This window comes from Micromonospora lupini str. Lupac 08, from assembly GCF_000297395.2.
Lineage (GTDB): Bacteria > Actinomycetota > Actinomycetes > Mycobacteriales > Micromonosporaceae > Micromonospora > Micromonospora lupini.
This window is the reverse complement of record NZ_HF570108.1, coordinates 942,732-968,097: the sequence shown is the minus strand read 5'-3', so window position 1 is coordinate 968,097 and position 25,366 is coordinate 942,732. Positions and strand designations below refer to the sequence as shown.

Genomic DNA, 25,366 nt, shown 5'->3' with positions numbered 1-25,366 from the left:
CGTGGTCGTCAGCTGCGGTGGGCGCCCTCCACGACGAACGGCGTGCCCTGCTGGCAGGTGGTCATCGTGCCCGTCTCCACCCGGCCGGTGACGGTCACCCGGGCGCCGGCGGCCAGTACGTCCCGCGGGCCACCCACCAGCAGGTACCCGTCGAGCAGCAGGCAGTTCGGCTCCACCCCGGCGGTGATCGTGCCGGTGAGTTCGGTGGCGCCGACCGGAGGCGGGACGGTGGGCCCGCCCGGCGACTTGAGCGGCGGGGAGGGTGTGGTCGCCGGGGTGGGAGTGCTCGACGACGCCGAGGTGGGCTGGTCGCTCGTTGTCGAGGGCGTGCCGGGGGTGGCGGGGCCGTCCGTCCCACCGCAGGCGCTCAGCGCCGCGCAGACGACCAGGGCGGGGACGACGAGCCGAAATGTCCTCATGCCGCCTTCGACGCACCGGGACGGCACGGCGTTCCCGCCGCGGTCCGCCGCTTGCGGCCGCGGCGGCACGGCGGTGCCGTGATCGCCGCTTGCGCCCCGGTGGCACGGCGATCCGTCGTTATCGCCGTTTGAGGCCCGGCGGCACGGCGGTCCGCCGTGATCGCCGCTTGAGGCCCCGGCGGGGCGTCGTGCCCGCCGTCGCCCGAAGGTGCTCAGCCGCGGGCCGCGGCGGCCTTCATGTCGCGCTTCAGCTCCTGGGGAAGCGAGAAGACGAGCCGCTCGTTGGCGGTGGTGATCTCCTCGACGTCGGCGAACCCGCGTGCGGCCAGGTGCGTCAGCACATCGTTGACCAGGTCCTCCGGGACGCTCGCGCCGGAGGACACCCCGACCGTACGGGCGTCGGTCAGCCAGGCGTCGTCGATCTCGTGGGCGAAGTCGACCAGGTGACCGGCGCGGGCGCCGGCGTCCAGGGCGACCTCGACCAGCCGCACCGAGTTGGAGGAGTTCGTCGAGCCGACGACGATCACCACGTCGCACTCGGGGGCGATCTCCTTGACGACGTGCTGCCGGTTGGACGTGGCGTAGCAGATGTCGTCGCTGGGCGGGGACTGGAGCAGCGGCAGGCGGGTCTTGAGCCGGGCGACCGTCTCCAGCGTCTCGTCCACCGAGAGCGTGGTCTGGGAGAGCCAGACGACCTTCTCCGGGTCACGAACGGTGATCTTGTCGACGCCGTCCGGACCGTCCACGAGCTGGATGTGCGCGGGCGCCTCACCGGCGGTACCGATGACCTCCTCGTGCCCCTCGTGGCCGATCAGCAGGATGTCGTAGTCCTCGGCGGCGAAGCGCTTCGCCTCCTGGTGGACCTTGGTGACCAGCGGGCAGGTCGCGTCGATGGCCTTCAGGGAGCGTTCCCGGGCCTGCTCGTAGACCTCCGGCGCCACGCCGTGCGCGGAGAAGATGACGGTTGCGCCCTCGGGCACCTCCTCGTTCTCCTCCACGAAGATCGCGCCCTGGGCCTCCAGCGTCTGCACGACGTGCTTGTTGTGCACGATCTGCTTGCGCACGTAGATCGGGGCGCCGTAGAGCTTCAGCGCCTCCTCGACGGTCTGCACGGCGCGATCCACACCTGCGCAGTAGCCGCGGGGCTTGGCCAGGAGCACGCGCTTGCCGGTCCGGAGATCAGTCACTCCCCCATCGTACGTGCCCACCCAGACCCCGGCCCGGACCCCGACCCCCAGCGGGGGTGGTCGTAGGGTGGGCGGGTGAGTGCGGTGAGTGGGGGCAGTGGGGAAGCTGCGCGCAGCAGCGCGGAGGAGCCCTGGCCGGTTCGGGTCGTCTCGCAGAAGGTCGGAGCGTGGATCGCCAAGCTGGGCTGGGTGTGGGTGGACGGTCAGGTGGCGCAGATCAGCCGCCGTCCCGGTGCCACCACCGTCTTCCTGACCCTGCGTGACCCGTCGGCCGACCTGAGTCTGACCGTCACCACCAACCGCGACGTGCTGGACGCCGGCGCGCCGGAGCTGCGTGAGGGCGCCCGCGTGGTGCTGCACGCCAAGCCGGAGTTCTACGCCGCGCGGGGCACGCTGAGCCTGCGGGCCGACGAGATCCGGCAGGTGGGGCTCGGTGAGCTGCTGGCCCGGCTGGAGAAGCTCAAGAAGCTGCTCGCCGCCGAGGGGTTGTTCGACCGGGCCCGCAAGCGACGACTGCCGTTCCTTCCGGGCCGGATCGGGCTGATCACCGGCCGCGCGTCGGCAGCCGAGCGGGACGTGCTGACAAACGCCCGGCGACGCTGGCCCGCCGTGGAGTTCCGGACGGTGAACGTGGCAGTGCAGGGCCCGTCCGCCGTGCCGCAGATCATCGACGCGCTCAAGGTGCTGGACGCGGATCCGAGCATCGACGTGATCATCATCGCCCGGGGCGGTGGCGGCATCGAGGACCTTCTGCCGTTCTCCGACGAGGCGCTCTGCCGGGCCGTGTTCGGCTGTCGTACCCCGGTGGTCAGCGCGATCGGCCACGAGACGGACGCGCCGCTCATCGACTACGTCGCCGACCTGCGCGCCTCCACCCCTACCGACGCGGCCAAGCGCGTGGTCCCCGACCTCACCGAGGAGGTACGCCTCATCGGCCAGGCCCGACACCGCCTCCAGCGGGCGGTCCGCAACCTGGTGGACCGGGAGTCCCACCGCCTCGACAGCTTGCGGTCCCGGCCGGTGCTGGCCCGGCCCCAGGTGATGGTGGAGCACCGCGCGACCGAGCTGGCCGCGCTGCGTCAGCGCGCCGGCCGCTGCCTGGACCACCGGCTCGCCGGCGCCGACGACGACCTGCGGCACACCCTGGCCCGACTGCGCGCCCTCTCCCCCGCCGCCACCCTCGACCGGGGGTACGCGATCGTGCAACGCGCCGACGGGCACGTCGTGCGGGCGGCGACCGAGGTCGGCAAGGGCGACCCGCTGCGGGTACGCCTCGCCGACGGCGAGCTGGCCGCGACGGTCGACGGTGACGTGGCGACGCGGTGACCCGGACAGGGGTGTGCTGAGATGGACGCGATGACTGACGACACGAAGGCCGGGCCGGACGAGCGGCTCAGCTACGAGCAGGCCCGCGCCGAACTGGCCTCGGTGGTCGAGCGGCTGGAGGCCGGCGGCACGTCCCTGGAGGAGTCGCTTGCGCTCTGGGAGCGCGGCGAGGCGCTGGCGGTGATCTGCCAGCGCTGGTTGGACGGCGCCCGGGCACGGATCGACGCCGCCCGCCAGGACCCCACCTCCTGATCGCAGGCCGGGAGACGGGAACCGCCGGTGGGGCGACCGGAGCCGCCCCACCGACGTACGACGATCAGTTGAACAGGCTGTAGAGCTCGGCCGGCGCCTCGACGACCTGGTCCGCCGGCGGCTTCTGCGCGGCGGTGGCGGAACCGTAGTCGGAGTACGTCATCCGGATCTCCTGGGCGGCGGTCTGCCCGCCGGCCGGGAGTTGCAGCACCAGCTCGCTGAGCCGGCCCTGCGGATCGACCTTCGCGGTGAACGGGACGGTCTTCGCCTGGGTGCCCAGCGCGGCGATCGTGGCGGCGTTCAGCGAACCGGCCTCGGCGGCCTTGGTCACGTCGATGGTGCCGGCGTACGTGCCGGTGCCGGTGCTGCGGACCTCGGTGATGCCCTGGGTCAGCACCGCGCTGCCGGCCGGGTCGACCTTCTCGAAGTCGAAGCCGAGGTTCTTGTTGCCCTTGATGCGCGCCTGGTCGAGGTGCTGGTACTTGCCGAGGTTGAGCTGCTTGATGGCGGGCAGGCTGTCGGCGGTGGGGCCGGTCAGCTCCAGCTTCACCCAGCTGTCCGGCTTGGCGTGGATCACGTCGAGCTTCATCGCCAGGTCGGACGAGGGGCCGCCGATGGAGAACTTCATCGCGGCACTCTGACTCGGCTGGTGCACCTGCCCCTCGGCCGTCGAACCGGCGCCGGAGAGCGTGAACCGGAAGTTGCCGTTGCTGATCTCCTTGGTGGAGTCGAGCAGCGCCTGCTTGGCGTCGCCCGACACCGGCGCACCTCCGGACGCGCTGGGCGCGCCGGACGCGCTCACCGTCGGGGACGCGGTCGATCCGGCGGTGCCGGTCGTACCGCCGGCGCAGGCGGCCAGGGCGGGCGTGAACAGAGCGGCGGCTACCAGGCCGGCACTGAGTCGTCGAACAGTCATACGTGTCTCCCAAGGGGGTCACCCGACGACCTGGTCGGCGCCGGAAACCGGGCGGCGCGGCAGCACCGTTGGCCACGCCGCGCGATCCGGGCCGAGCAGCGCGCCCGGGTCGCCCCCTCCTTGTTCCCTCTCGACGCGTCGGACAATCACCCTTTCTGTCCGGTTGCTCGCGCCAATCTGTGCCGAAAAGCAGGATCGGAGTGGCCGAGGGCCACCCCGATCCGTCGTGCCTACCTACTTGAACAGCTCGTACGTCTCCGCCGAGGCCTCGACGACCTTGTCCGCCGGCGGCTTCTTCGCGCCGGTGCCGGTGCCGTAGCCCGCGTACCCGATCTTGATGTCGTGCGCCGCGGTCTCACCGGCGGCCGGCACCGAGATGACCAGCTCGGTGAGGCGGCCCTGCGGGTCCAGCCTGGCGGTGAACGGGAGCGCCTTGGCCTGCGCGCCCAGCGCGGTGACGACCGACGCGGGGGCGTATCGATGTCGGACTGTCAGCGCAGCGCGCCGGCGAGATCGCGCAGCTCGTTGTCCCGGGCATCACCGACGACGAGCACCGTGCGGGTCGGCTCCAGCAGGACAAGCGCCTGCTGGTTCCCCCGGGCGGTGTAGCGCTGCCAGGTGCGCCCGGCCAGCTCCGTCGGGCCCTGTGGCTGGCTCTGGTCGGTCAGCTCGGCCGGGAGCAGTTGCTCCACCGGCACGTTGCTCTGCAACAGTTGGACGCCTCGCCCCTCGGGCGTGAGGTAGCCGATCCGCAGGTTCGCGCCGCCCTCGACGGTCTGGTAGCGGGCGCTCACCGTACGCCAGCCGGAGGCGAGCCCCTGCGGCTCGCTCACCGGGAAGGTGTTCGCCGACCGCGCCTGCTCGATCGCCGGAGCCGGATCGACGGTGGTGGCCTGGTCGCCGCCGAGGAAACCCCGGTAGAACGCCAGCAGCAGCGCGATCGGGATCAGCAGCACCAGCAGCGAGATCGCCATGTCCTTGGGCGACCGCTCGGCCTTGGTCGCCGCCGCTGCCACCCGCGGCGGCGGCGCGGGCCGCTCACCGGTCCCCGCGGCGGCGGCGGGCCCGCCTGCGGCGTCACCCGGCACCGGCCCGGCCGCCGACGGCTGCCCCACCGCCTCCGGCGCGGGCTCACCAGCAGCCAAGGCCGGCTCACCAGCGACAGGGGCGGGCGCACCGGCAGCCGGCGCCGGCTCACCGGCGACAAGGGCCGGCTCACCGACGGCCGGCGCCGTCGGGCCGGTGGCGGCGGGCTCGGCGCCGACGGGGTGGTCGACCGGCGGCTGGCCGTCGGGCGGCGTGCGGTCGGCGGGTACGCGATCGGCAGGCTGTGCGGGATCCACCCCGTCATCTTCGCAGCCGCCCGACCGGCGGTATCCGGCCCATCACCGCCCCGCGCCGACGCCCGGTCGGCCATCGTGTGAGGATCAGCGACAAAGCCGGCAGCGGGACCGCTCCGCCGCCGGCCGTCCCCGCACCGTCGCGAGGAGGAGCAGCCGTCATGACGAACACCAGGACGCGGATCCCACAGGATCTCGACCGCAACCTCGCCCTCGACCTGGTCCGGGTCACCGAGGCCGCGGCGATGGCCGCCGGCCGCTGGGTCGGCCGGGGCGACAAGGAAGGCGGCGACGGGGCCGCCGTCGATGCCATGCGCAAGCTGATCAACTCCATTCAGATGCGCGGCGTCGTGGTGATCGGCGAGGGCGAGAAGGACAACGCCCCGATGCTCTTCAACGGCGAACACGTCGGCGACGGCACCGGCCCGGAGGTGGACGTCGCGGTCGACCCGGTCGACGGCACCACCCTGATGAGCAAGGGCATGCCGAATGCCGTGGCGGTGCTCGCCGTCAGCGAGCGGGGTGCCATGTTCGACCCGAGCGCGGTCTTCTACATGGAGAAGCTGGCCGTCGGCCCTGCGTACGCCGACGTGATCGACATCAACGCCGGGGTGGCCGAGAACCTGCGCCGGATCGCCAAGGTCAAGGGCACCGACGTGTCCGAGGTGACGGTCTGCGTGCTGGACCGCAGCCGCCACGAAGACCTGGTCGCCCAGATCCGCCGGACCGGGGCGGGCATCCGGTTCATCTCCGACGGCGACATCGCCGGCACCATCGCGGCGGCCCGGGGCGAGTCGGACGTCGACGTGCTGATGGGCATCGGCGGCACGCCCGAGGGCATCATCTCGGCCTGCGCGTTGAAGTGCATGGGCGGGGCGATGCAGGCCAAGCTCTGGCCGCAGGACGACCAGGAACGGGAGAAGGCGCTCGCCGCCGGGCACGACCTGGACCGGGTGCTCGCCACTGACGACCTGGTGACCGGGGACAACTGCTTCTTCGTGGCGACCGGGGTCACCTCGGGGGACCTGCTGCGCGGGGTGCGGTACCGGGCCGGCGGCGCGTACACCCAGTCGATCGTGATGCGCTCGAAGAGCGGCACCATCCGGGTGATCGACTCGTACCACCGGTTGGAGAAGCTGGCCCTCTACTCCGCTGTCGACTTCGACGGTCGTCCGCTGGCCGAGCAGGAGTGAGCGGCACCGACACGGCGACCCCGCAGACGCTGTCGGCCACCCGCCGGATTCTCGGTGTCGCGCTGGCGTCGGTCTCCGGGGTCGCGGTGGCGGTGCAGTCCCGGATCAACGGCGAGCTGGGCGTACGCCTGGCCGACGGCTTCGCCGCCGCGGTGGTCTCGTTCGGCATCGGCCTGGTGGTGCTCCTCGTGCTGGTGCCCGCCACCCCGGGTGGGCGACGGGGGCTGACCGCGCTGCGTCGTGCCCTCGCGGCGGGCTCGCTCCGGCCCTGGCAGTGCCTGGGCGGGATGTGCGGCGCGTTCCTGGTGGCCTCCCAGGGCCTCACCATCGGCACGTTGGGCGTGGCGGTGTTCACCGTGGCCGTGGTAGCCGGCCAGTCCGGCAGCAGCCTCGCCGTGGACCGGGCCGGCATCGGGCCGACCGGCCGGCAGCCGGTGACCCGGCAACGGCTGGCCGGCGCGGTCCTCACCGTGCTCGCGGTCGGCCTGGCGGTCGGTGACCGGCTCGGCGCTCCGGGCGCGCTGGCGCTGGCCCTGCTGCCGCTGGTCGCGGGCGTGGGCACGGCCTGGCAGCAGGCGGTAAACGGACGGGTCCGGGCGGCGGCCGACAGCGCGTTGACCGCCACGCTCGTCAACTTCGCCGTCGGCACGGTCACCCTGCTCGTGGCGTTCGCCATCGACCTCGCGGTACGCGGTTGGCCGACCGGCCACCTGCCGAGCGAGCCGTGGCTCTACCTGGGCGGACCCATCGGCATCGTGTTCATCGCGATCGCCGCCGCGATCGTGCGGTTCACCGGTGTGCTGCTGCTCGGCCTGGCCACCATCGCCGGCCAGATCGTGGGGGCGGTCCTACTGGACCTGGTGCTGCCCACCGCAGCCTCGCACCCCGGCGTGAACACCCTGCTCGGGGCCGCGCTGACCATGGTGGCCGTGCTGATCGCCGCGCTCGCGCCACCCGCCCGCCGCTGACCCAGCCGTAGAACGAAGACGCCCCGGCACCCAGCACGGGTGACCGGGACTCCTGCTGTCGTGTGGGCTCAGTCCTGGCTGGGGCGATGTTCAGCGATCCAACGGGCGACATCCCGCCGACGCCACACCTTGCCCATCGCGAGCACAGCAACCGGGTCGGGGAACCCCTTGCTGTTCGCGATGATGCTGACCCGCTGCCGGCTGATCCCGCCGAGCATCTCTCGGATCTCCGCAACGCCGACCAGGTCCATGTCCTTGACGGTAGGCAACAACGTGTGATAGCTGAGTACCAACGCTGGACGTTGTTGGTGTTCGTTGTTGACGCAGGTAACCTGCTGCACGACGATGGGGGCATGTCGTCGCCCCACGCAACCCCTGCTCGTCGCCCTCCGATCGCCGTAGGACACGCGCCTGTCCGCCCGATCTGGGTCTGCCGGCGCGGCTGCGGCACCTGGCCGTGCCCGTCCGCCCGCCTGACCCTGCGAGCGGCGTACGACGACGACCTGGTCGGGCTGGCCGTCGAGATGGCGGGATATCTGTTCGACGCGACCGGGGACCTGGTGCGGCTCAACCCCGACGACATGCCCGGACCAGAGGCGCTGTTCACTCGGTTCGTCGGGTGGACCAGGCGCACACCGTTCACCTAGATGATCTATTCGAAGGGGCCTGACCGCCGAACGCCCGTAGGTCGGGGACGAGTCGCGGCGAGTTGACCGCCGACTGACGGACAGGTACCAGAGGCTCCCGTGCGGCACGACCTCGGGCCGCTTCACCCGCCAGCGCTGGCAATCTTGGACACTTTCCGTCAGCGGCTGACGGAAAGTGTCCAAGATCTGCCGCGCCAGCTCCCCTGCCGGCATGGCCGGCGCTTCTTGGACCATCAGACGCGGGGCGGCACTCGCGGCGGCGTGGGCAATTGCGGGTCGGGAAGGTAGGGAGGGTCGGTTAGGTAGGGCGGCCCGTTCCGCCGGCCACGCGGCATGGTCGGATCGACAAGATCGGCGCTGCGGACGGCCACCAGCAGACCCAACACCATGGCCAACAGCGCCAATGGCACCGCGACCCGGGTCTGCGCCGGGGTGCCAGCCAACCAGCCCAGCAGCGGCAGCCCGGCCAGGAGCGCAGTGAGCAACAGGTTGCCCAGAGCCCGCTCGACCCACGCAGAGGGCGCTCCCCGGATTCCGGCAACGATGAGCAGCACCAGCACCGTCAGCGCGTCCAACGGCAGGACGACGAACAGCAGGTCCCGGACAGTATCGAAGTCGTCGTCGCGGGACCAGACGGCTCCGAGCACGGACCCGGCGAGCAGCAGCGCCCCAGCCCCGACGATCCCCCACCATCGTCCGCCACCGGAGCGGCGAATCGCCAGATGACCAGCGACCACCGTGACGGCACACCCGAGAGTCAACGCGAGCGCGACCGCGAGCAGCAGATCCGTCTGTCGTTGGAGGGGCCCGCCACCGTCGAGCGCGGGCGGATCGTCGATTGGGCCAAGGTGCTTGGCACCCAGGAAGCCGTCCCGACGCCACCCACCGTCCGCTCGCCGGTGGACGAAGCCGTCGCGGCCGTTGGCGACCAGCACCTCGTGGCCACCGTTGGCGACGGGGAAGACGACCAGATCGCGAGAGGCGAAGTGTTGGCGAATGTCGCCCGGGTTCGCAGAACCGCGGGCCAACGCCTCGCGGCGCGCATCCGACACCTCCCAGGCAACCCGCCAACTCGCGCCGCTGTCGTCGCTCTGCTCCACCCGCAGGTGGCCCGTGACCACCCGGTAGCACCGTCGAGGCTCGGTCGGCACGCAGGCCTGCCGCTGCCCAACCCCCTCGCCTGGTAGTCGTGGCTGCTCGTCCTCACTGGCCGACCGCCAGGTGGTGGCACCGTCGTCACTGACCGACCACATCCCCTCCGCGACGCTCGCCGGCCACGGGGTCAGATCAGTGCCGGAGCCGACCGAGATCGCCGGGCGGCCGTCCAGCAGCGCCGTGCCGAGCGCGTAGGGGTACTGGACCGCGCTGGTGGCGGCCACCGCCAACACCGCCGGCGGGAGCACCACCAGCAGTCGGACCAGCCGGGCCGCCCGGTGCCGAACTGGCCGTTGCCGGGCCCGGCTCCAGCTCCACCACGCCAGGCCGAGCGCCGGCAGGGTGAACAGGTCGGTCCAGTCGGCCCGGACCAGCGACGGCCCCCCCAGCACGGTCCAGGCCGAGGAGGCCAGCTCGGCGGCGTACCCACTGGATTTCACCACCGTGAACCCGGCACCCACCGCGACCAGACCGACCAGCGCGGCGGCCCGGGCCGGCAACCGCGGCACCAGCAACGTCAACAGCACCGCCACCAACGGCGGAGTCAGCACCAGGCCCGCGACGTCACTCAGCTTGCCCGTCACCAGGCCGGGGAAGGCCGCCTTCAACACATGGTCGTTGACCACCAACACCACCAGGGCCAGCAGCGTGGCCGGGTGGCAGAGCCACGCCAGCGTCGTCGGTGCGCCATCGCGTGTTTTCTCGGGCCCCGTCATACCCCCAGGGTCCGGTCGACCCGTCTCGATCCGGACACGGACCGGTCAGTGTCCGATACCGACAGTCAGCCCGCGTCGGAGGAGTGCCCGGGGAACAGGTGGGCGTCCGGGTCGATGGCCACCGCCGCGTTGTTCACGGCCGTCGCGGCCTCGCCGAAGCCGGTGGCGATGAGCCGCACCTTGCCCGGGTACTCGGTGATGTCACCGGCCGCGAAGACCCGGGGCAGGTTCGTCGCCATGGCGCTGTCCACCAGGATGTGCCGGCGGTCCAGTCGGAGACCCCACTCGGCGAGCGGGCCCAGGTCGGCGGTGAAGCCGAGGGCGGCGACCACCGTGTCCACCGGCAGGGTCTCCGCCTCGCCGCCGCGCACGGTCACCTCGGCGGCGGTCACCGTGGCGTCCCCGAGCAGGCGGGTGACCTCGGCGTTGACGACCACCCGCACCGGCAGCGACAGCACCCGGGCGACGGTCGAGGCGTGCGCCCGGAACTTCTCCCGCCGGTGCACCAGGGTCACCGAGCGGGCCAGCGGTTGCAGGGCCAGCGCCCAGTCGAAGGCGGAGTCGCCGCCGCCGACGATGAGCACGTCCCGGTCGGTCAGCTCGGCCGGATCGGTGACGAAGTAGACGATGCCGGCGCCGGGAGCGCCGTCGGCGCAGGGCAGCGGGCGTGGGCTGAAGCTGCCGAGCCCGCCGGTGACCACTACCGCGCCGCAGCCGAGCTGCTCGCCGCCGGCAAGGCCGAGCACCGGCCGGTCATCGGCGTACGACAGCTTCTCGGCCCTCGTGCCGAGCAGGTACTGCGGGCCGAACGGCGCGGCCTGGGCGACCAGGTTGGCGACCAGGTCGCGGCCCTTCACGGCGGGGAAGCCGGCCACGTCGAGGATCAGCTTCTCCGGGTACATGGCGGTGACCTGGCCGCCCGGCTCCGGAAGCGCGTCGATCACCGCGACGGACAGCCCTCGGAAACCGGCGTAGTACGCCGCGAAGAGGCCGGCTGGACCAGCCCCGATCACGGCGACATCGACCTCGCGCATGGCGTACCGTCGCTTTCCGCTCACGGATCAACGCTTGCTGATCTCGACCGTAGGCGCGGTGCAGCGGTCGGGCAAGCATGTCCCAGGGGCGCGCCGAGAAGCGGGTCAGGGCAGGCTGAGGGGGGAACCCGAGTAGTCCGAGCCGTCCACGGTCGGCCGGCGACGGCGGAACAGGATCGCCGCCACCACCCCACCGAGCAGCCCGAACAGGTGGCCCTGCCAGGAGATCCGCTCGTCGGTGGGGAGGATGCCGACCAGTTGCCAGCCGTAGAGCAGACCGACGAGCAGGAAGACGGCGAAGTTCCACCAACTGCGCTCGACGATGCCCCGGGTGAGCAGGATGCCCAGGTAACCGAAGATCACCCCGCTGGCGCCGACGACCACCGAGTTGGGCGAGCCGGTGAACCAGACCCCGAGCCCGCTGACCAGGATGATGATCAGGGTCGACCAGAGGAACCGGCGGGCACCGGCGGCCAGCACGAAGGTGCCCAGCAGGATCAGCGGGATGCTGTTGCTGTAGAGGTGGTCGAAGCCGTGGTGCAGGAACGGCGAGAAGAAGACGCCGTCCAGGCCGTCGATGCGGTGCGGGATGATGCCGGCGGTCGCGTCCAGGCCGAACGCGAGCCCCTGGTCGACGGCCTCGATGAGGAAGAGGAACGGGACCACCGCGCACATGGCGACGAAGGCCCGGCCGAGCGCGGCGTAGAACGCCTCGGTGCCGAACCGGTAGGGGTCGCCGTTGGACGGGTGCAGGGTCACCCCCCAACTGCTATCAGCAAAAGGGGCCGACCGCCACTCACGTCCCGCCCGCTTGCCCGGCGTACGCGACGGCGGGGCGGGTGGATGACCACCCGCCCCGCCGGTCGACGACGTCAGTAGTTGCCGTTGTTCTGGAAGTTTCTCCAGGCGCCACAGGGCGTGTCGTACCGGCCCTTGATGTAGCCCAGCCCCCACTTGATCTGGGTGGCCGGGTTCGTCCGCCAGTCGTCCGCGACCGAGCCCATCTTGCTGCCGGGCAACGACTGCGGGATGCCGTACGCGCCGGAGGAGGAGTTGCTGGCCTTGTGGTTCCAGCCGCTCTCCTTGTTCCAGAGCTTGTCCAGGCAGGGGAACTCGGCGATGCCGAAGCCCGCCTCGAGCATCAGCGCACAGCCGATCTTGCGATTGCCGCTGTACTCCGCGCAGGACGCCGGGATCGGCCCCTCGTACGGCTTGGCGACGTCCTTGGCGGCGGCCTCGCGCTCGCGCTTGCGGGACGCCGCGGCGGCCTCGGCCCTGCGAGCCCGCTCGGCGGCCTCCTTGGCGGCCTGCGCCGCCCGCAGCTTCGCCTGGTATTCCGCGGCCCGCTGCCGCGCGAACGCGACCTGGTGGCTGGCCTGGCGCTCGCGCTGGTAGGCGAAGTCGACCCGGTCGACCTCGGCGCCGACCTGCGCGGTCAGGCCCTGTTGCTGGGTTTCCCGATCTTCGCCCAGGTAGAAGCCACCGGCGACGCCCACGGAGAGCAGCGCGACAGCGGCCGTACGGGCGCCCAACCGGCTCCACAGCCGACTCACGAAGTGTCCCTTCGTCGGGGGCAAGGACACGGCGCGGCGCAGACCACGTGGGCCCACAGCCGTGCCGTGAGCGCCCCGACCGGTGAGCCGGTCGCGCCGACGCACCGACCGTCACCGATGCCGCCCAGAGCCTGGACGAACGATCACCAACGATGCCTGTGGTGCGTGGGCGCTCGTGGGACACCATCGCGCACAGTGAGACTGATGGGAAACCAACCGGCAGGTTTGTGATCTGCGCCACAGCCAGAATGCGGACGAAAGCCTATAAAAGCCCTATCACAGCGGGATGTCCTCCAGAAGGTCGGTCACCATCGCGGCGATCGGCGACCGCTCCGACCGGCTGAGCGTGACGTGGGCGAAGAGAGGATGACCCTTCAACGCCTCGATCACCGCCGTCACGCCGTCGTGTCGGCCGACCCGCAGATTGTCCCGCTGGGCGACGTCGTGGGTGAGCACCACCCGGGAGCCCTGCCCGATCCGGGACAGCACGGTCAGCAGCACCCCGCGCTCCAGCGACTGGGCCTCGTCCACGATCACGAAGGCGTCGTGCAGGCTCCGACCCCGGATGTGGGTCAACGGCAGCACCTCGAGGATGCCGCGTGAGGTGACCTCCTCCAGCACGTTCTCGTGCACCACCGCGCCGAGCGTGTCGAAGACCGCCTGCGCCCACGGCGACATCTTCTCCGACTCCGACCCGGGCAGGTAGCCCAGCTCCTGACCTCCGACGGCGTACAGCGGGCGGAAGACGATCACCTTCTTGTGCCGGCGACGCTCCATCACCGCCTCCAGCCCGGCGCAGAGCGCCAACGCCGACTTGCCGGTGCCGGCCCGCCCACCCAGCGAGACGATCCCGATCGTCTCGTCGAGCAGCAGGTCGAGGGCGACGCGCTGCTCGGCCGAGCGGCCGTGCAGGCCGAACGCCTCCCGGTCGCCGCGGACCAGCCGCACCGACTTGTCCGGCAGTACCCGGCCCAGCGCGGAGCCGCGCCCCGAGTGCAGCACCAGGCCGGTGTGGCAGGACAGACCCGCCGCCTCGTCGAGGTCGAGCGTGTCGCCGGCGTACAGCGCGGAGATCTGCTCCTCGCTCAGATCCAGCTCGGACATGCCCGTCCAGGTGGGGTCACCGGCCTGACCGTGCCGGTACTCGTCGGCGCGCAGGCCCACCGAGGCGGCCTTGACCCGCAGCGGCATGTCCTTGCTGACGAGTGTGACCTCCCGCCCCTCGGCGGCGAGGTTGAGCGCCACGGAGAGGATCCGGGCATCGTTGCTCTCGGTGCGGAACCCCGGAGGCAGCACCCCGTCGTCGGTGTGGTTCAGCTCGACCCGCAGCGTGCCGCCCACGTCGTTGGCGGGCACCGGCGTGTCCAGCCGGCCGTGCTGGATCCGCAGCTCGTCGAGCATCCGCAGCGACTGCCGGGCGAACCAGCCCAGCTCCGGATGGTGCCGCTTGCCCTCCAACTCGGTGATCACCACCAGCGGGAGCACCACCTCGTGCTCGGCGAAGCGGTGGAACGCCGCCGGGTCGGACAACAGCACTGACGTGTCCAGAACGAACGCCTGGCCCGCTGGTCGCGGCTCCTTGGGGTCGGCCGGCGCGGTTGCCGCCGTACGGCGGCTCCGGGGGGCACGGCGGGTCGTGGCAGTCGCGGCCGGGATCTGGTCGGCACCGGCGGTGGTACGGCGAGTCGTCACAGGCCTGCTCCGACGGATGGGCACCCGGCCACCCGTGTTCCGCCTCGTCCGGTGCCCGGGGACACGGGGTCGGATGCGGAACCCCGTGTGCGAGGTCGCAGATCCGGGCGGACCGGCTGGCTCGGGAGAACCCCGTGCCATGCCTAGACGCTAGCGGCGGCGGACCGTCCCGGCTAGGGGCGATCGTGGATCACCGGGAACGACCACGTGAACACCGCCCGGTCGGATGACCCGGCAGGTCGTCGCCACGGTCGATCCGGCGCCCGGACGGGCCGACGACACCGGCGACCGGGACCCGCGGCGGCGAAAGGGCGGCGAGCCGGCCGGGATGCATGCCCCCTGCGCGCATCCCGGCCGGCCGGGGCCACCGTCACCGGTCTGACGTGGCCCCGACGGTGCGTGTCCGCCGCGGACGACGCACCGCGTCTTCTCCGCGCCGGTCGGCGGGACCGCTCGCGGCGGCCCGCCGGCCGGCTCAGCCGGTCCGTCGAACGAGCGTGCCGGTCGGGTGCCGCCCGGTGATCGGGGCGGCCGGCGCGGTGAACGACGAGCCGGTGTACGTGGTGCCGGGGCGGGCCACCGTGCCGGCGGAGCGGACGGCTCCCGCCGAGGAGACCGACAGGGCGGAGGCGATCGCCGCCTGGGCGTCGCGTCGGCGCCGGTTCCAGGCGCCCCGGTCGCCGTCGAAGTAGCCCTGCCGGTAGCCGAAGCGGTAGCCGATGCGGTAGCTGAGCTGCCCGTGCAGGCGACCGGCCGCGTAGCTGGTGGCACCGAGCACCAGGACGAGGAAGACCACGAGGAACGGGCTCATCGGGCGGCCCCGGCCCGGCCCGGACGCCGGATCATCGTTCCTCCGGCTCGACAGTTGTGGGGTCGGCGGTGGGATCCGCGACCAGCAGCCGGTCCAGGTCGTCGGTGCTGACCTCCTCGACCAGCTCGACGCTGATCCGGCAGCCGTCCAGCACGACCTCGGCCACGGAGGACCGGCGGATCTCCCCGCCGGCGTCGTAGACCCGGACGCTCAACTCGGGGCAGCCGAGATGGGTACGCCAGGCGTTCCATTCGGTGCGGTCGCCGACGCTCAGCGACAGGTATCGGCAGCCTCGGGCGAGGTAGAGGCGCCATGGGGCGCTCAGCCCCGCGGCCACTCCCTCGGCGATCAGCCCGAAGGCCTGGGCTCGGGTGGCGAGCTCGGTCACCACACCCCCTCGGCACCGGGGGCGTGACGCATGTGAGCACCAATCGTCTCATGCACGTGACACACCGTAGATTGTCCCATGAGCGTGACAGTATCAGCTTTTCGTCCGCTTACATTCGCCACTACGGGCATCTATTCTGCCCGGGTGACACCCCTCCAGAGCGGTGCTGGATCGTTTACCGCGAATCCGAGAGTGCCGTCACGTCCGCGTGACAGCAGCGTGCCTGGGCGTACGCCCGCGCCCGGCTGGCCGTACCGTCACGGGGTGACCGAGACGGCCAATGCGCGAAAGATCGCCTTCGCCACCTTCGTCCGGCGCGCCCTCGAAGAGGCGCGGGCGACGCGGGCCTGGAGCGGCACCGAGGTGTCCCGACGTACCGGCGTCTCCCGGCAGACCATCAATCGGTGGGTCCGCGGGGACTGGGCCAGCGACCCCGAGGCCGAACGTGTCGTCGCCTTCTGCGAGGGCCTGGGCCTGAACCCCGCCGCCGCCTTCGCCGCGCTCGGCTGGGACCGCACCGCGAGCGGCCCCCGCGCCGGCCAGCCGGCCCCTCCGATGGACCCGGACGTGGAGGCCCTCCTGCGCCGCCTCGTCGACCCGAACGTGTCGGACGCGGAGAAGTTCCACATCCGCGAAACCATTAGATACCTCGCATACCGCCCAACGTTGCCGGTCGATGTCCGAAATAGGGGCAATCAGGCAGGGTAGTTCCTCAGATGGCGAAAGAACGCCTGGTCAGGTTCATTCGTTTCGCTCCGGGGCCACAACGGGCACGCTAGCGTCCGTACTCGTACTGCTTGGGCTCGTCATCGGCGGGGGGACGGGACAAGGCCGAACCCAGCCCTGCGGGACATAAGGAGGGGTCTGTCCATGACCCTGAAGTGGTGGGCAGTCGTGGTCGCCACGGTGTCGATGACACTGTGGGCGACCGGCAACGTGGTGACCCTCGCGGTCAACGGTGGGCAGCTGCCGCTGCTCGTCAACCTTCTCGCGCTCACCAGCGCCGGCACGGCGGTCATCCTGGCCGTCGTCGCGGAGCTGCACGAGCGTCTCAACGACCGGATCAGCGCGCTCACCGAGTTCCTGGTGGCACGGCTCAACGACATCGAGACCCACACCGGGGACCGCAACACCGGCTTCGTGGAGGGCTACCTGCTCAACCACGGGCAGGACGCGGCGGTGGTGCCGTTCGGACGCCGCGGACGAGGAGCCGCCGAACGCTGACCGCACGCCGCCGAGCGGTGGTGCTCGGCCAGGAATGAGCCCCCAACGCCGGGGTACGCTGACGCGCGTGCCGCCGTTGAATCTGGGCAACCACCAGCCGAGGACCCCGTTGAACGCCGATCAGGCATGGCAGGTCACTGCCGGCCGGGCGGCGGGGACCGTGCTCTTCTTCGACTTCGACGGCACGCTCGCGCCCGTCGACGACGACCCGACGGCGGTCCGCCCCGCGCCCAACGCCCTGGCAGCCATCGAGGCGCTGGCCCCGGTGGTGCAGCGGATCGCGATCGTCTCCGCGCGGCCCGTCGACTTCCTCCGGGACCGCCTCGGCGAGCTGAGCGGCGTCGACCTCTACGGCCTGTACGGGCTGGAGCACAGCCACTCCGGTGGCGAGACCGTCACCGAGCCCACCGCCCTGCCGTGGGTGCCGACCATGGCCGAGCTGGCCGATCTGGCCCGTGCGGAGCTGCCACCCGGCACGCTCGTCGAGTTCAAGCGGCTCTCGGTCGCGCTGCACTGGCGTACCGCGCCGCAGCTCGGCGGGACCGTGCAGCAGTGGGGGCAGGCGCAGGCCGACCGGCTGGGGCTGCGGGTGCAGGCCGGGCGGATGGTGCTGGAACTCAAACCGCCGGTCGACCGGGACAAGGGCATGGTGATCGGCGAGGTGGTCCAGGGCGCCACCGGCGCCTGGTACTTCGGCGACGACGTCTCGGACATCAAGGCGTTCGCGGCGCTGCGCGCCCGTGCCGAGGCGGACCCGGACTTCTTCGGCGTCTGCGTGGCAGTGGCCAACCCGGAGACCGGTCAGGAGGTGGCCAACGCCGCCGACCTGACCATCGAGTCCCCGGCCGCACTTGGTGACTTCCTCACCCGGGCCCTGACCCGGCTGCCCTGACCGGGCCGACTCCCGCCCCCGACCGGGCTCAGGCGCCGTACCGGCGCTGGCGGGTGGCGTACGAGCGCAGCGCGCGCAGGAAGTCGATGTGCCGGAAATCCGGCCAGTTGAGCTCGCAGAAGTAGAACTCCGAGTGCGCGGACTGCCAGAGCATGAAACCGGACAGCCGCTGCTCCCCGCTGGTGCGGATGACCAGGTCGGGGTCGGGCTGGCCGCGGGTGTAGAGGTGCTCGGCGATGTGCTCCACGTCCAGCACCTCGGCCAGCTCCTCGATGGTGCCGCCGGAGGCGGCGTGCTCCAGCAGCAGCGAACGGACCGCGTCGGTGATCTCCCGCCGGCCGCCGTAGCCGACCGCGATGTTGACCTCCGCGCCGCCGCTGCGGTCCCGGGTGCGCTCCTCGGCGGCCTTGAGCGCCGCAGCCGTCTGCGCGGGCAGCAGGTCCAGCGCGCCGACGATGCGCAGCCGCCAGGGGTTGCCCTCCTCGGACAGCTCCACCACCAGGTCCTCGATGATCTGCAGCAGCGGGTCCAGCTCGCTGGCCGGGCGGCGCAGATTGTCGGTGGCCAGCAGGTAGAGGGTCACGTGCCCGATGCCGGCCTGGTCACACCAGCCGAGGACATGCTTGATCTTCGCCGCGCCGACCCGGTGCCCGTCGTTGGGGTCGACGAAGCCCATCTCCCTCGCCCACCGGCGGTTTCCGTCGCACATCACCCCGACGTGTCGGGGCACCGGCTTGCCCGCGAGCTTCGCCGTGAGCCGGCGCTCGTACACGGAGTAGATAAGGTTCCGCAGCGTCATCACCTAGCAGCGTAGCGACCCGCCCGCAGGATCACCCCTTTCGGGGGCGATCCCCGGCGGACAGTTCGATGCCGATCATGCCCAGCGTACGGGCCGTGAGCCGCCCGTCGCCGAGCCCCAACTCGACCACATCGTCGAAGACGCGGTCGTCCCGGCGGGCCGCGCGGACCGCCGCGTCGACCACCCGCCGCCGTCGCGCCAACGACGCGGCCACCGAGCTGTGCCGCAGATGGGTGCCCAGGCGACGACGCAGACCCACGGTGTAACGACGTGCCGCAGCCTCCGGCGTACGGGCCGCCGCGGCACCGGCCAGCGCGCCGGAGAGCAGCGCGTAGAAGATGCCCTCCCCGGTGAACGGGTTGATCAACGAGAGGGCGTCGCCGGCCAGCAGCGTGCGGTCCCGGCCCGGCGTCGGCCGGTGCGTGGACAGCGGCAGGTGGTGGGCGCGCAGCGCCGTCACCGTCGACAGGTCGGTGCCGGGCAGCAGCGCGGCCAGCCGGTCCAGCAGGTACGCCCGGCTCAGCGGCTCGCCGCGCAGCACCTCCCCGTACCCGACGTTCGCCCGCCCGTCGCCGATCGGGAACGACCAGGCGTACGCCGGCCAGCGCGCCTTCGAGGTGACGATGAGCTGCTCGGGTGGGCCGGGCAGCGCCGGAGCGTACCCCCGGATGGCCAGCGCCAGGTGCCGGTCGGGGTTCACCGGGTGCCCGAGGGCCCTGCGTACCACCGACCCGGCGCCGTCCGCTCCCACCACCACCCGACCGGACATCTCGCCGTCGAGCACCACCCGGTCGGCGCGCGGCTGGACCCGGCGGACGCTGTGCCGGCGCAACTGCGCGCCGGCGGCCACCGCAGCCGCCACCAGCCGCGCGTCGAAGACCTCCCGAGGCACGGTGTACGCGGGCCGGGGCAGCGCACGAGCGACCGCCTGACCGCCCGGGGAGACCATCCGCAGCGCGGGCAGCGGCGCGTACCCGGCCACCGCCTCGGTCACGCCCAGCTCGGCGAGCACGTCCACCGAGTGCGCGGCGATCCCGTCGCCGCAGGCCTTGTCCCGGGGGAAGTCGGCCCGGTCCAGCAGCAACACGCTGGCGCCCGCCCGGCGGGCCGTCAGCGCGGCCGCAGCTCCGGCCGGCCCCGCTCCCACCACCACCACGTCGAACTCGTCGCTCACCGCGCGCCTCCCTCCGTTCGGCGGACGGCCCGCTCCTGCCCCGTCCGGCGATCCGCCCGCGTCGCCGACGTCGACCGCTGTGACCGACGCCACCCGTCATCCTGCCCCCTGCCGGCGCAGCCGGACCGATGCCGCACGGCCGAGCCGCGCCGAAGCGCGACCTGCGCGGGGACCGGAGGACCGGGGAGCGCCTGTCGAGCTGCCCCACAACCGGGGCGCCGGCGCGGACGGGCACAGCTTTCGCGAGGGGAGGTCGACGCCGGATCTGGAGAGAGCGAACGGTGGTTTCCCACGCGGCGGAAGCCGCCCCACGACTGGGGCAGCTCTACAGCATCCGCGAAGGGCCCGACCCACTCGCCTCAGGGCACGGGCGGACGCCCTGCGCGCCCCTCAGACCGGGGCGGCGGCATCCGGGGCGCGGGCCGCGCGGCGCAGGCCGTACAGGGCCAGTGCGGCGGCGGCCACCAGCGGGGCGCCGTCGCGGACCAGGCCGTCCACGCCCAGCAGCCACCAGCACAGCGGCAGGTCCACCGCGAGGACGGCCAGCGTGACCACGACCAGCAGGCCACGCGCCCAGTCCTTGCCGCGCATCAGGAACGCGGTGCAGAACAGCACCGCGTAGCTGGCCGCGATGCCCGCGCCGAACCAGAACAGCACGGCAGGTACGGCGGACAGGCGATCGTCCAGGATGGCGCCTGTCGCCACCAACGCCGGCACCAGCATCAACGGGCTGTAGGTGAACGCCGCGACCCGGCTGGTCAGCAGCCAACCGCTGGCCTGCGGTCGGCGCGGCGGGGTCTCCCGCCACGAGATGCCGGCCTTGTCGATGACCAGTCGGGGCCGGTGCCGGACGAGATGCCCGGCGAGCGCCGACGAGCGGTAGAGCAGCCAGACCACAGTCACACAGAGCGCGGTCAGGACGGCGAAGCCGAGCAGTCCGGGCAGCGGCGGCACCCCCTGCCGGGGCACGATCAGCCGGCCGACGGCGAAAATCGTGGTGACCGCGAGGATCAGCCCGAACGGGCGGGCCACCGTGCGGCCCCGGCGGACGTGCCCGATCAGCAGCAGGAACCCGAACGAGCGCAGCATCGCCCAGCCGGTGCGTACGGCCAGGCCGAAGCCCTGCTCCGGGGCGTACCACCAGTTGAGCAGCTCGACCACGACGGTGGCCGCCGCCGTCGTCGCGAGCAGGAAGGTGAGCACCCGGACGGCGGACGGCCGCCGGACCTCGGTCTCGGCGGCCGTCCTCATGGGATCCGTTGTTGCCCGCGGCGGGCGATGTTCACACCTGGCGCGGCGGTACGGCGTCCAGGCGGGCCCGCAGCGCGTCCAGCTCGGCCCAGAGCACGCCGGGCAGCTTGTCACCGAACTTCTCGAACCACTCGGTGATCATCGGCAGCTCGTTGCGCCACTCGTCCGGGTCGACCTTGAGCGCGATCCGGACGTCCTCCGGGGTCATGTCCAGGCCCTCGACGTCAAGAGAGTCCGGCGTCGGCACCATGCCCACCGGGGTCTCCACCGCGTCGGCGGTGCCCTCGATCCGCTCGACGACCCACTTGAGCACCCGGGAGTTCTCCCCGAAGCCCGGCCACAGGAACGAGCCGTCGGGGTCCTTGCGGAACCAGTTGACGTAGTAGATCTTCGGCAGCTTCGCCTCGTCGCCGTCGGTGCCCTTGCCCATCTCGATCCAGTGCCGGAAGTAGTCACCGGCGTGGTAGCCGATGAACGGCAGCATCGCCATCGGGTCGCGGCGGACCACACCCACCGCGCCGGACGCGGCGGCCGTGGTCTCCGAGGAGAGCGTCGCGCCCATGTAGACGCCGTGCACCCAGTCACGGGCCTCGGTCACCAGCGGGATGGTGTCCTTGCGGCGACCACCGAAGAGGATCGCGTCGATCGGCACGCCGTTCGGGTCGAAGTACTCGTCGGCGAGGATCGGGCACTGGGTGATCGGGGTGCAGAACCGGCTGTTCGCGTGCGAGGAGAGGCCGTCGCTGTCCGGCGTCCAGTCGTTGCCCTTCCAGTCGATCAGGTGCGCCGGCGGCTCACCCATGCCTTCCCACCAGACGTCACCGTCGTCGGTGAGGCCGACGTTTGTGAAGACGGAGTTGCCCCGGTCCAGCGTCCGCATGGCGTTGGCGTTGGTCTTCCAGTCGGTGCCGGGCGCGACGCCGAAGAGGCCGTACTCCGGGTTGACCGCGTAGAGGCGGCCGTCCGGGCCGAACCGCATCCAGGCGATGTCGTCGCCGATCGTCTCGACCTTCCACCCCGGGATGGTCGGCTCCACCATGGCCAGGTTGGTCTTGCCGCACGCGGACGGGAAGGCGCCGGCGATGTGGTGGACCTTGCCCTCCGGCGAGGTGATCTTCAGGATGAGCATGTGCTCGGCGAGCCAGCCCTCGTCCCGGCCCATCACGCTGGCGATCCGCAGCGAGTAGCACTTCTTGCCGAGCAGCGAGTTGCCGCCGTACCCGGACCCGTACGACCAGATCTCCCGGGTCTCCGGGAAGTGCGAGATGTACTTGGTCTCGTTGCACGGCCACGCCACGTCCTGCTGGCCCGGGGCGAGCGGGGCGCCGATCGAGTGCAGCGCGTGCACGAAGTCGGCGTCGTCGCCCATCGCCTCGAGGACGCGGGCGCCCATCCGGGTCATGATGCGCATCGAGGCGACCACGTACGGGCTGTCGGTGATCTCCACACCGAACATGGGGCTCGCGGCCTCGACCGGGCCCATCACGAACGGGATGACGTACATGGTGCGTCCGCGCATCGACCCGCGGTACAACTCGGTCATCGTCCGCTTCATCTCGGCCGGCGCCATCCAGTTGTTGGTGGGGCCGGCGTCCGCCTCGTCGACGGAGCAGATGTAGGTGCGCTCCTCGACCCGGGCGACGTCCGTCGGGTCGGTGCGCGCGTAGAACGAGTTCGGCTTCTTCTCCGGGTTCAGCCGGATGAGGGTGCCGGCCTCGACCAGCTCATCGGTGAGGCGACGCCACTCCTCGTCCGACCCGTCCACCCACACGACCCGGTCGGGGGTGGTCAGTTCCGCGACCTCACGGACCCAGGCAAGCAGTTTCGGATGGGACGTCGGGGCCTGATCGATACCCCGCACTACAGCCGGAGCAACCATGACACATCTCCTTGTGGTCGACGCTGACCGATCTATGGGATGCACGAGTCTGAGCGACGCCGCGCGCCGCCTTCGTGGAAACCTGGGATTGGCCTCAGCGTAAACCGGGCAGCCTTCCTAGACAGTGGGACGGGTTGTGAAGAACTGCACAAGATACGGCCACGCTGCGGCATCACGATCTGATACCCGCTTTCCTGCGCAGTTTCACGCAAATCTTGTTGTGCACCCCGGTCGACGCGCTTTGCGGTCGGGCCGCCAACCGCCCGGCCGACCGGTGCGGGGATTCCCGTTCCGAGGCGCGTCAGTCCTCCCCGGTGGTTACGCTGCGTTCACCTGCGGCGTACCGGGCGAAAGGGCCGGCACGAGCGACGATGTCCGGTCGCCGTTGCTACCCCGCCGACTGGCCGACAGCCGGTAGGCTCGCCCCGTGGCCGCCACGATGACCGGGGAGCAACCGGGTCCCCGGCAGACCCGACCGGGTCTGATCCGCGGACTGCTCGACCGTTTCGGTCACCTCGTACGTGAGCTGAGCAAGTTCGCCACCGTGGGCGGGATCGCCTTCCTCATCGACTTCGCGCTCTTCAACTACCTGACGACCGCGCGGGGCATGGAGCAGGTGACCGCGAAGACGATCTCGACAGTGATCGCGGCGACCTTCGCCTTCATCGGCAACCGGTTCTGGACCTGGCGGCACCGACAGCGCAGCAACCCCGCGCGGGAGTACGCGCTGTTCTTCTTCTTCAACGCCGTCGGCCTCGGCATCGCGGTGGCCTGCCTCGCGATCAGCCGGTACGGGCTCGGCAGCATCTGGCCGGCCGTGTTCCAGACGCAGCTCGCCGACAACATCGCCAGCTTCGTCGTCGGCACGGGCCTCGGGACACTGTTCCGATTCTGGTCCTACCGGCGGTTCGTCTTCGTCGAAGCGGGAACTCCGATCGTTCCGCAGGTGGAGCACGACCGGGACCACGGGGCGTGACCTGCCGCCCACCTCGTCCGGCCGGTGATCGCCGGCTTCACCGACTGCCCTAAGGTGTTTCGCATGCGTCTTGTCCGTCTGCTGCCTGAGCGCTGGCAGAAGTTCATCCACGAGGCGTTCAAGTTCGGCATCGTCGGCGGCGTCAACACCGTCATCAATTACGCGGTGTTCAATGCCCTTGCACTTACCGTTTTCGTCAACGGTCAATTGAAGGCGAACGTGATCGCGACCCTGGTCGCCACGATCACGTCGTATCTGATGAATCGTCACTGGACGTACCGGGATCGCCCGAAATCCGCGCTTCGTCGGGAGTACGTCCTGTTCTTCCTGTTCAACGGGGTCGGCCTGCTCATCGAACTGGGCGCCGTGGCGGCGGCCAAGTACGGCCTCGGCGTCCATGGCCTGCTCGCACTGAACGTGGCCAAGACCGCAGGTGTCCTGCTGGGCACGCTCTTCCGGTTCTGGTCGTACCGGACCTTCGTCTTCCAGCCCGTCTCGCCGGCTGAGGACGAGACGAAGGCCGAGCCCACCTGGCACGACATCCCGCGTGACGAGTGGGACACCCTGGCAGAGATGGACCCGGTCGCCGAGCTGGCCGAATCCGTCTCCGAGCTGGAAGAGGCGCAGTCCAGTGACCGCCCCGACCCGACGCCCGGCCCGACCGGCGCCGCTCCCACCCAGCAACGGCCCACACCGCTGACCGCCGGTATGCACGCCGACCTGGACGCGGAACTCGCCGCGGAGCTGCACGCCGGCACCCGTCGCTCGCCCCGCCGGTGACGCCTCCCGCCACCCGCTCCGGCACCGGAGCGCCCGCCGAGCTGTTCTTCGAGGATCTCGTCCCGGGGCTCACCGTCGACCTCGGGACGGTGACCGTGGACGGCGACGAGATGCTTGCCTTCGCCCGCCGCTTCGACCCGCAGTGGTACCACGTCGACCCGCAGCTGGCCGAGGCCAGTCGGCACGGCGGCGTGATCGCCAGCGGCTTCTACACGGTGAGCCTCTTCATGCGGGCGTACGTCGACCACCTGCTGTCCCGTGCGGCGGCGGACGCCTCCCCCGGTCTGGAGGAGTTGCGGTGGCTCGCCCCGGTACGCGCCGGGGACCGCCTCGCCGTCCGGGTCGACGTGATGGGCGCCCGCCCGTCGTCCGCCCGCCCCGGGCTCGGCACCGTCATCCTCACCGGCACCATGCTCCGCCTCGGCCCGGACAACCGGCCCGAGCAGGAGGTGCTGCGTACGCGCTTCCGTGGCTGGTTCGCGCTACGCCCGGTCGAGACGAACCCCGAGGCCACACCGACCGAGAGCGACCCGGCGGAGGGCGTACCGGCTGAGGCCGGCCCGTCGGGGAGCGGCCCGTCGGAGGCCGGACCATCGGGGAGCGGACCGGCCGAGGCCGGCCCGTCGGGGAGCGGACCGGCCGAGGCCGGACCATCGGAAAGTGGGCCAGCCAAGGCCGGACCAGCCGAAACCGGGCCGGTCGAGGCCGAGGCCGGGCCATCGGCGGCTGCGGGGCAGCCCGGGGTCGAACAGCGCGCCTGACCGCCCCGGCGCTCGGGCCGGGACGGTCAGGGC

28 protein-coding genes are annotated in these 25,366 nt (G+C 71.7%); 11 read left to right on the top strand and 17 right to left on the bottom strand.

Annotated features, from left to right (window positions below):
* Positions 1-8 precede the first annotated feature (8 nt).
* Together MILUP08_RS05790 and MILUP08_RS05785 are read right to left on the bottom strand one after the other, a co-directional pair.
* Entirely contained in the window at positions 9-419 is a 411-nt protein-coding gene (locus MILUP08_RS05790) for a hypothetical protein (RefSeq protein ID WP_007455660.1), read from the bottom strand.
* A gap of 212 nt (positions 420-631) precedes the next feature.
* Positions 632-1,606 carry a 4-hydroxy-3-methylbut-2-enyl diphosphate reductase gene (locus tag MILUP08_RS05785; RefSeq protein WP_193376566.1) on the bottom strand — a complete coding sequence of 325 codons (975 nt, stop codon included), beginning with the start codon at positions 1,604-1,606 and terminating at the stop codon, positions 632-634.
* Positions 1,607-1,681: 75 nt separating this feature from the next.
* Between MILUP08_RS05785 and xseA the strand changes: the two genes are divergently transcribed.
* Entirely contained in the window at positions 1,682-2,932 is a 1,251-nt protein-coding gene (xseA, locus tag MILUP08_RS05780; RefSeq protein ID WP_007455658.1) for an exodeoxyribonuclease VII large subunit, read from the top strand.
* Positions 2,933-2,962: 30 nt separating this feature from the next.
* Positions 2,963-3,184, top strand: a complete 222-nt coding sequence (locus MILUP08_RS05775) for an exodeoxyribonuclease VII small subunit (RefSeq protein WP_007455657.1) — start codon at positions 2,963-2,965, stop codon at positions 3,182-3,184.
* Between the two features lie 64 nt (positions 3,185-3,248).
* Here MILUP08_RS05775 and MILUP08_RS05770 read toward each other — a convergent pair whose 3' ends face one another.
* From MILUP08_RS05770 to MILUP08_RS05765, 3 genes are all read right to left on the bottom strand, one after another.
* The gene (locus tag MILUP08_RS05770) at positions 3,249-4,100 is read right to left on the bottom strand and encodes a hypothetical protein (protein WP_007455656.1); all 852 of its coding nucleotides are present in this window, start codon (positions 4,098-4,100) and stop codon (positions 3,249-3,251) included.
* Between the two features lie 234 nt (positions 4,101-4,334).
* Positions 4,335-4,472: a hypothetical protein gene (locus tag MILUP08_RS35780; RefSeq protein ID WP_007455654.1), complete on the bottom strand. Its 138-nt coding sequence runs from the start codon at positions 4,470-4,472 to the stop codon at positions 4,335-4,337.
* A 119-nt stretch (positions 4,473-4,591) separates the two neighbouring features.
* Positions 4,592-5,443: a DUF4245 domain-containing protein gene (locus MILUP08_RS05765; protein ID WP_007455652.1), complete on the bottom strand. Its 852-nt coding sequence runs from the start codon at positions 5,441-5,443 to the stop codon at positions 4,592-4,594.
* A 158-nt stretch (positions 5,444-5,601) separates the two neighbouring features.
* On the opposite strand from MILUP08_RS05765, the gene glpX reads away from it, so the two are divergent.
* Positions 5,602-6,633 (top strand): class II fructose-bisphosphatase, encoded by a 1,032-nt coding sequence (gene glpX / locus MILUP08_RS05760; RefSeq protein WP_007455647.1) that lies wholly within the window; start codon positions 5,602-5,604, stop codon positions 6,631-6,633.
* Positions 6,630-7,601: a DMT family transporter gene (locus MILUP08_RS05755; RefSeq protein WP_007455642.1), complete on the top strand. Its 972-nt coding sequence runs from the start codon at positions 6,630-6,632 to the stop codon at positions 7,599-7,601. Before glpX ends, MILUP08_RS05755 begins: the two co-directional genes overlap by 4 nt.
* A gap of 68 nt (positions 7,602-7,669) precedes the next feature.
* On the opposite strand, the gene MILUP08_RS05750 is transcribed toward MILUP08_RS05755, so the two are convergent.
* Positions 7,670-7,852 (bottom strand): GNAT family N-acetyltransferase, encoded by a 183-nt coding sequence (locus MILUP08_RS05750; RefSeq protein WP_039907349.1) that lies wholly within the window; start codon positions 7,850-7,852, stop codon positions 7,670-7,672.
* 102 nt (positions 7,853-7,954) lie between these two features.
* On the opposite strand from MILUP08_RS05750, the gene MILUP08_RS05745 reads away from it, so the two are divergent.
* Positions 7,955-8,248, top strand: a complete 294-nt coding sequence (locus MILUP08_RS05745; protein WP_007455639.1) for a hypothetical protein — start codon at positions 7,955-7,957, stop codon at positions 8,246-8,248.
* Between the two features lie 233 nt (positions 8,249-8,481).
* Here MILUP08_RS05745 and MILUP08_RS33645 read toward each other — a convergent pair whose 3' ends face one another.
* The 7 genes from MILUP08_RS33645 to MILUP08_RS05710 form a co-directional block, all read right to left on the bottom strand.
* Positions 8,482-10,119, bottom strand: coding sequence for a hypothetical protein (locus tag MILUP08_RS33645; protein ID WP_007455638.1), 1,638 nt, complete (start codon positions 10,117-10,119; stop codon positions 8,482-8,484).
* A gap of 65 nt (positions 10,120-10,184) precedes the next feature.
* Complete coding sequence (locus tag MILUP08_RS05735; protein ID WP_007455637.1) at positions 10,185-11,153, bottom strand: NAD(P)/FAD-dependent oxidoreductase; 969 nt, start codon at positions 11,151-11,153, stop codon at positions 10,185-10,187.
* A gap of 105 nt (positions 11,154-11,258) precedes the next feature.
* Positions 11,259-11,912 (bottom strand): rhomboid family intramembrane serine protease, encoded by a 654-nt coding sequence (locus MILUP08_RS05730; protein ID WP_007455636.1) that lies wholly within the window; start codon positions 11,910-11,912, stop codon positions 11,259-11,261.
* 113 nt (positions 11,913-12,025) lie between these two features.
* Positions 12,026-12,706 carry an aggregation-promoting factor C-terminal-like domain-containing protein gene (locus MILUP08_RS05725; protein ID WP_007455633.1) on the bottom strand — a complete coding sequence of 227 codons (681 nt, stop codon included), beginning with the start codon at positions 12,704-12,706 and terminating at the stop codon, positions 12,026-12,028.
* Positions 12,707-12,982: 276 nt separating this feature from the next.
* Positions 12,983-14,398: a PhoH family protein gene (locus MILUP08_RS05720; protein WP_039905447.1), complete on the bottom strand. Its 1,416-nt coding sequence runs from the start codon at positions 14,396-14,398 to the stop codon at positions 12,983-12,985.
* Between the two features lie 475 nt (positions 14,399-14,873).
* Positions 14,874-15,209, bottom strand: a complete 336-nt coding sequence (locus MILUP08_RS05715) for a hypothetical protein (protein ID WP_007455629.1) — start codon at positions 15,207-15,209, stop codon at positions 14,874-14,876.
* Positions 15,210-15,240: 31 nt separating this feature from the next.
* A complete protein-coding gene (locus MILUP08_RS05710; RefSeq protein ID WP_039907344.1) occupies positions 15,241-15,597 on the bottom strand; it encodes a hypothetical protein in 357 nt (118 codons plus the stop codon).
* Between the two features lie 264 nt (positions 15,598-15,861).
* Here MILUP08_RS05710 and MILUP08_RS05705 point away from each other — a divergent pair, with 264 nt between their 5' ends.
* The 3 genes from MILUP08_RS05705 (at position 15,862) to otsB (ending at position 17,713) form a co-directional block, all read left to right on the top strand.
* Complete coding sequence (locus MILUP08_RS05705) at positions 15,862-16,305, top strand: XRE family transcriptional regulator (protein ID WP_007455624.1); 444 nt, start codon at positions 15,862-15,864, stop codon at positions 16,303-16,305.
* 162 nt (positions 16,306-16,467) lie between these two features.
* Positions 16,468-16,821, top strand: coding sequence for a hypothetical protein (locus MILUP08_RS05700; protein WP_007455622.1), 354 nt, complete (start codon positions 16,468-16,470; stop codon positions 16,819-16,821).
* Positions 16,822-16,888: 67 nt separating this feature from the next.
* Complete coding sequence (otsB, locus tag MILUP08_RS05695) at positions 16,889-17,713, top strand: trehalose-phosphatase (RefSeq protein WP_039905444.1); 825 nt, start codon at positions 16,889-16,891, stop codon at positions 17,711-17,713.
* Between the two features lie 28 nt (positions 17,714-17,741).
* On the opposite strand, the gene MILUP08_RS05690 is transcribed toward otsB, so the two are convergent.
* From MILUP08_RS05690 to MILUP08_RS05675, 4 genes are all read right to left on the bottom strand, one after another.
* Complete coding sequence (locus MILUP08_RS05690) at positions 17,742-18,512, bottom strand: isoprenyl transferase (protein WP_007455619.1); 771 nt, start codon at positions 18,510-18,512, stop codon at positions 17,742-17,744.
* Positions 18,513-18,543: 31 nt separating this feature from the next.
* Complete coding sequence (locus MILUP08_RS05685; protein WP_007455617.1) at positions 18,544-19,686, bottom strand: NAD(P)/FAD-dependent oxidoreductase; 1,143 nt, start codon at positions 19,684-19,686, stop codon at positions 18,544-18,546.
* A gap of 390 nt (positions 19,687-20,076) precedes the next feature.
* A complete protein-coding gene (locus tag MILUP08_RS05680; protein ID WP_007455615.1) occupies positions 20,077-20,937 on the bottom strand; it encodes a hypothetical protein in 861 nt (286 codons plus the stop codon).
* A gap of 31 nt (positions 20,938-20,968) precedes the next feature.
* Positions 20,969-22,816, bottom strand: coding sequence for a phosphoenolpyruvate carboxykinase (GTP) (locus MILUP08_RS05675; protein ID WP_007455613.1), 1,848 nt, complete (start codon positions 22,814-22,816; stop codon positions 20,969-20,971).
* A 439-nt stretch (positions 22,817-23,255) separates the two neighbouring features.
* Here MILUP08_RS05675 and MILUP08_RS37360 point away from each other — a divergent pair, with 439 nt between their 5' ends.
* From MILUP08_RS37360 to MILUP08_RS36300, 3 genes are all read left to right on the top strand, one after another.
* Positions 23,256-23,792, top strand: a complete 537-nt coding sequence (locus tag MILUP08_RS37360; RefSeq protein ID WP_039907343.1) for a GtrA family protein — start codon at positions 23,256-23,258, stop codon at positions 23,790-23,792.
* A gap of 63 nt (positions 23,793-23,855) precedes the next feature.
* On the top strand, positions 23,856-24,572 hold the full coding sequence (locus MILUP08_RS05665; RefSeq protein WP_007455610.1) for a GtrA family protein: 717 nt from the start codon (positions 23,856-23,858) through the stop codon (positions 24,570-24,572).
* Complete coding sequence (locus MILUP08_RS36300) at positions 24,569-25,333, top strand: MaoC/PaaZ C-terminal domain-containing protein (RefSeq protein ID WP_007455609.1); 765 nt, start codon at positions 24,569-24,571, stop codon at positions 25,331-25,333. The genes MILUP08_RS05665 and MILUP08_RS36300 overlap by 4 nt, the downstream gene beginning before the upstream one ends.
* Positions 25,334-25,366: the final 33 nt, after the last annotated feature.

Coding starts and splice junctions, on each gene's coding strand:
- MILUP08_RS05790 (WP_007455660.1), bottom strand. CDS start 419: ATGAGGACATTTCGGCTCGTCGTCCCCGCCCTGGTCGTCTGCGCGGCG.
- MILUP08_RS05775 (WP_007455657.1), top strand. CDS start 2,963: ATGACTGACGACACGAAGGCCGGGCCGGACGAGCGGCTCAGCTACGAG.
- MILUP08_RS05770 (WP_007455656.1), bottom strand. CDS start 4,100: ATGACTGTTCGACGACTCAGTGCCGGCCTGGTAGCCGCCGCTCTGTTC.
- glpX (WP_007455647.1), top strand. CDS start 5,602: ATGACGAACACCAGGACGCGGATCCCACAGGATCTCGACCGCAACCTC.
- MILUP08_RS05750 (WP_039907349.1), bottom strand. CDS start 7,852: ATGGACCTGGTCGGCGTTGCGGAGATCCGAGAGATGCTCGGCGGGATC.
- MILUP08_RS05745 (WP_007455639.1), top strand. CDS start 7,955: ATGTCGTCGCCCCACGCAACCCCTGCTCGTCGCCCTCCGATCGCCGTA.
- MILUP08_RS33645 (WP_007455638.1), bottom strand. CDS start 10,119: ATGACGGGGCCCGAGAAAACACGCGATGGCGCACCGACGACGCTGGCG.
- MILUP08_RS05735 (WP_007455637.1), bottom strand. CDS start 11,153: ATGCGCGAGGTCGATGTCGCCGTGATCGGGGCTGGTCCAGCCGGCCTC.
- MILUP08_RS05715 (WP_007455629.1), bottom strand. CDS start 15,209: ATGAGCCCGTTCCTCGTGGTCTTCCTCGTCCTGGTGCTCGGTGCCACC.
- MILUP08_RS05700 (WP_007455622.1), top strand. CDS start 16,468: ATGACCCTGAAGTGGTGGGCAGTCGTGGTCGCCACGGTGTCGATGACA.
- MILUP08_RS05690 (WP_007455619.1), bottom strand. CDS start 18,512: ATGACGCTGCGGAACCTTATCTACTCCGTGTACGAGCGCCGGCTCACG.
- MILUP08_RS05680 (WP_007455615.1), bottom strand. CDS start 20,937: ATGAGGACGGCCGCCGAGACCGAGGTCCGGCGGCCGTCCGCCGTCCGG.
- MILUP08_RS05675 (WP_007455613.1), bottom strand. CDS start 22,816: ATGGTTGCTCCGGCTGTAGTGCGGGGTATCGATCAGGCCCCGACGTCC.
- MILUP08_RS37360 (WP_039907343.1), top strand. CDS start 23,256: ATGACCGGGGAGCAACCGGGTCCCCGGCAGACCCGACCGGGTCTGATC.
- MILUP08_RS05665 (WP_007455610.1), top strand. CDS start 23,856: ATGCGTCTTGTCCGTCTGCTGCCTGAGCGCTGGCAGAAGTTCATCCAC.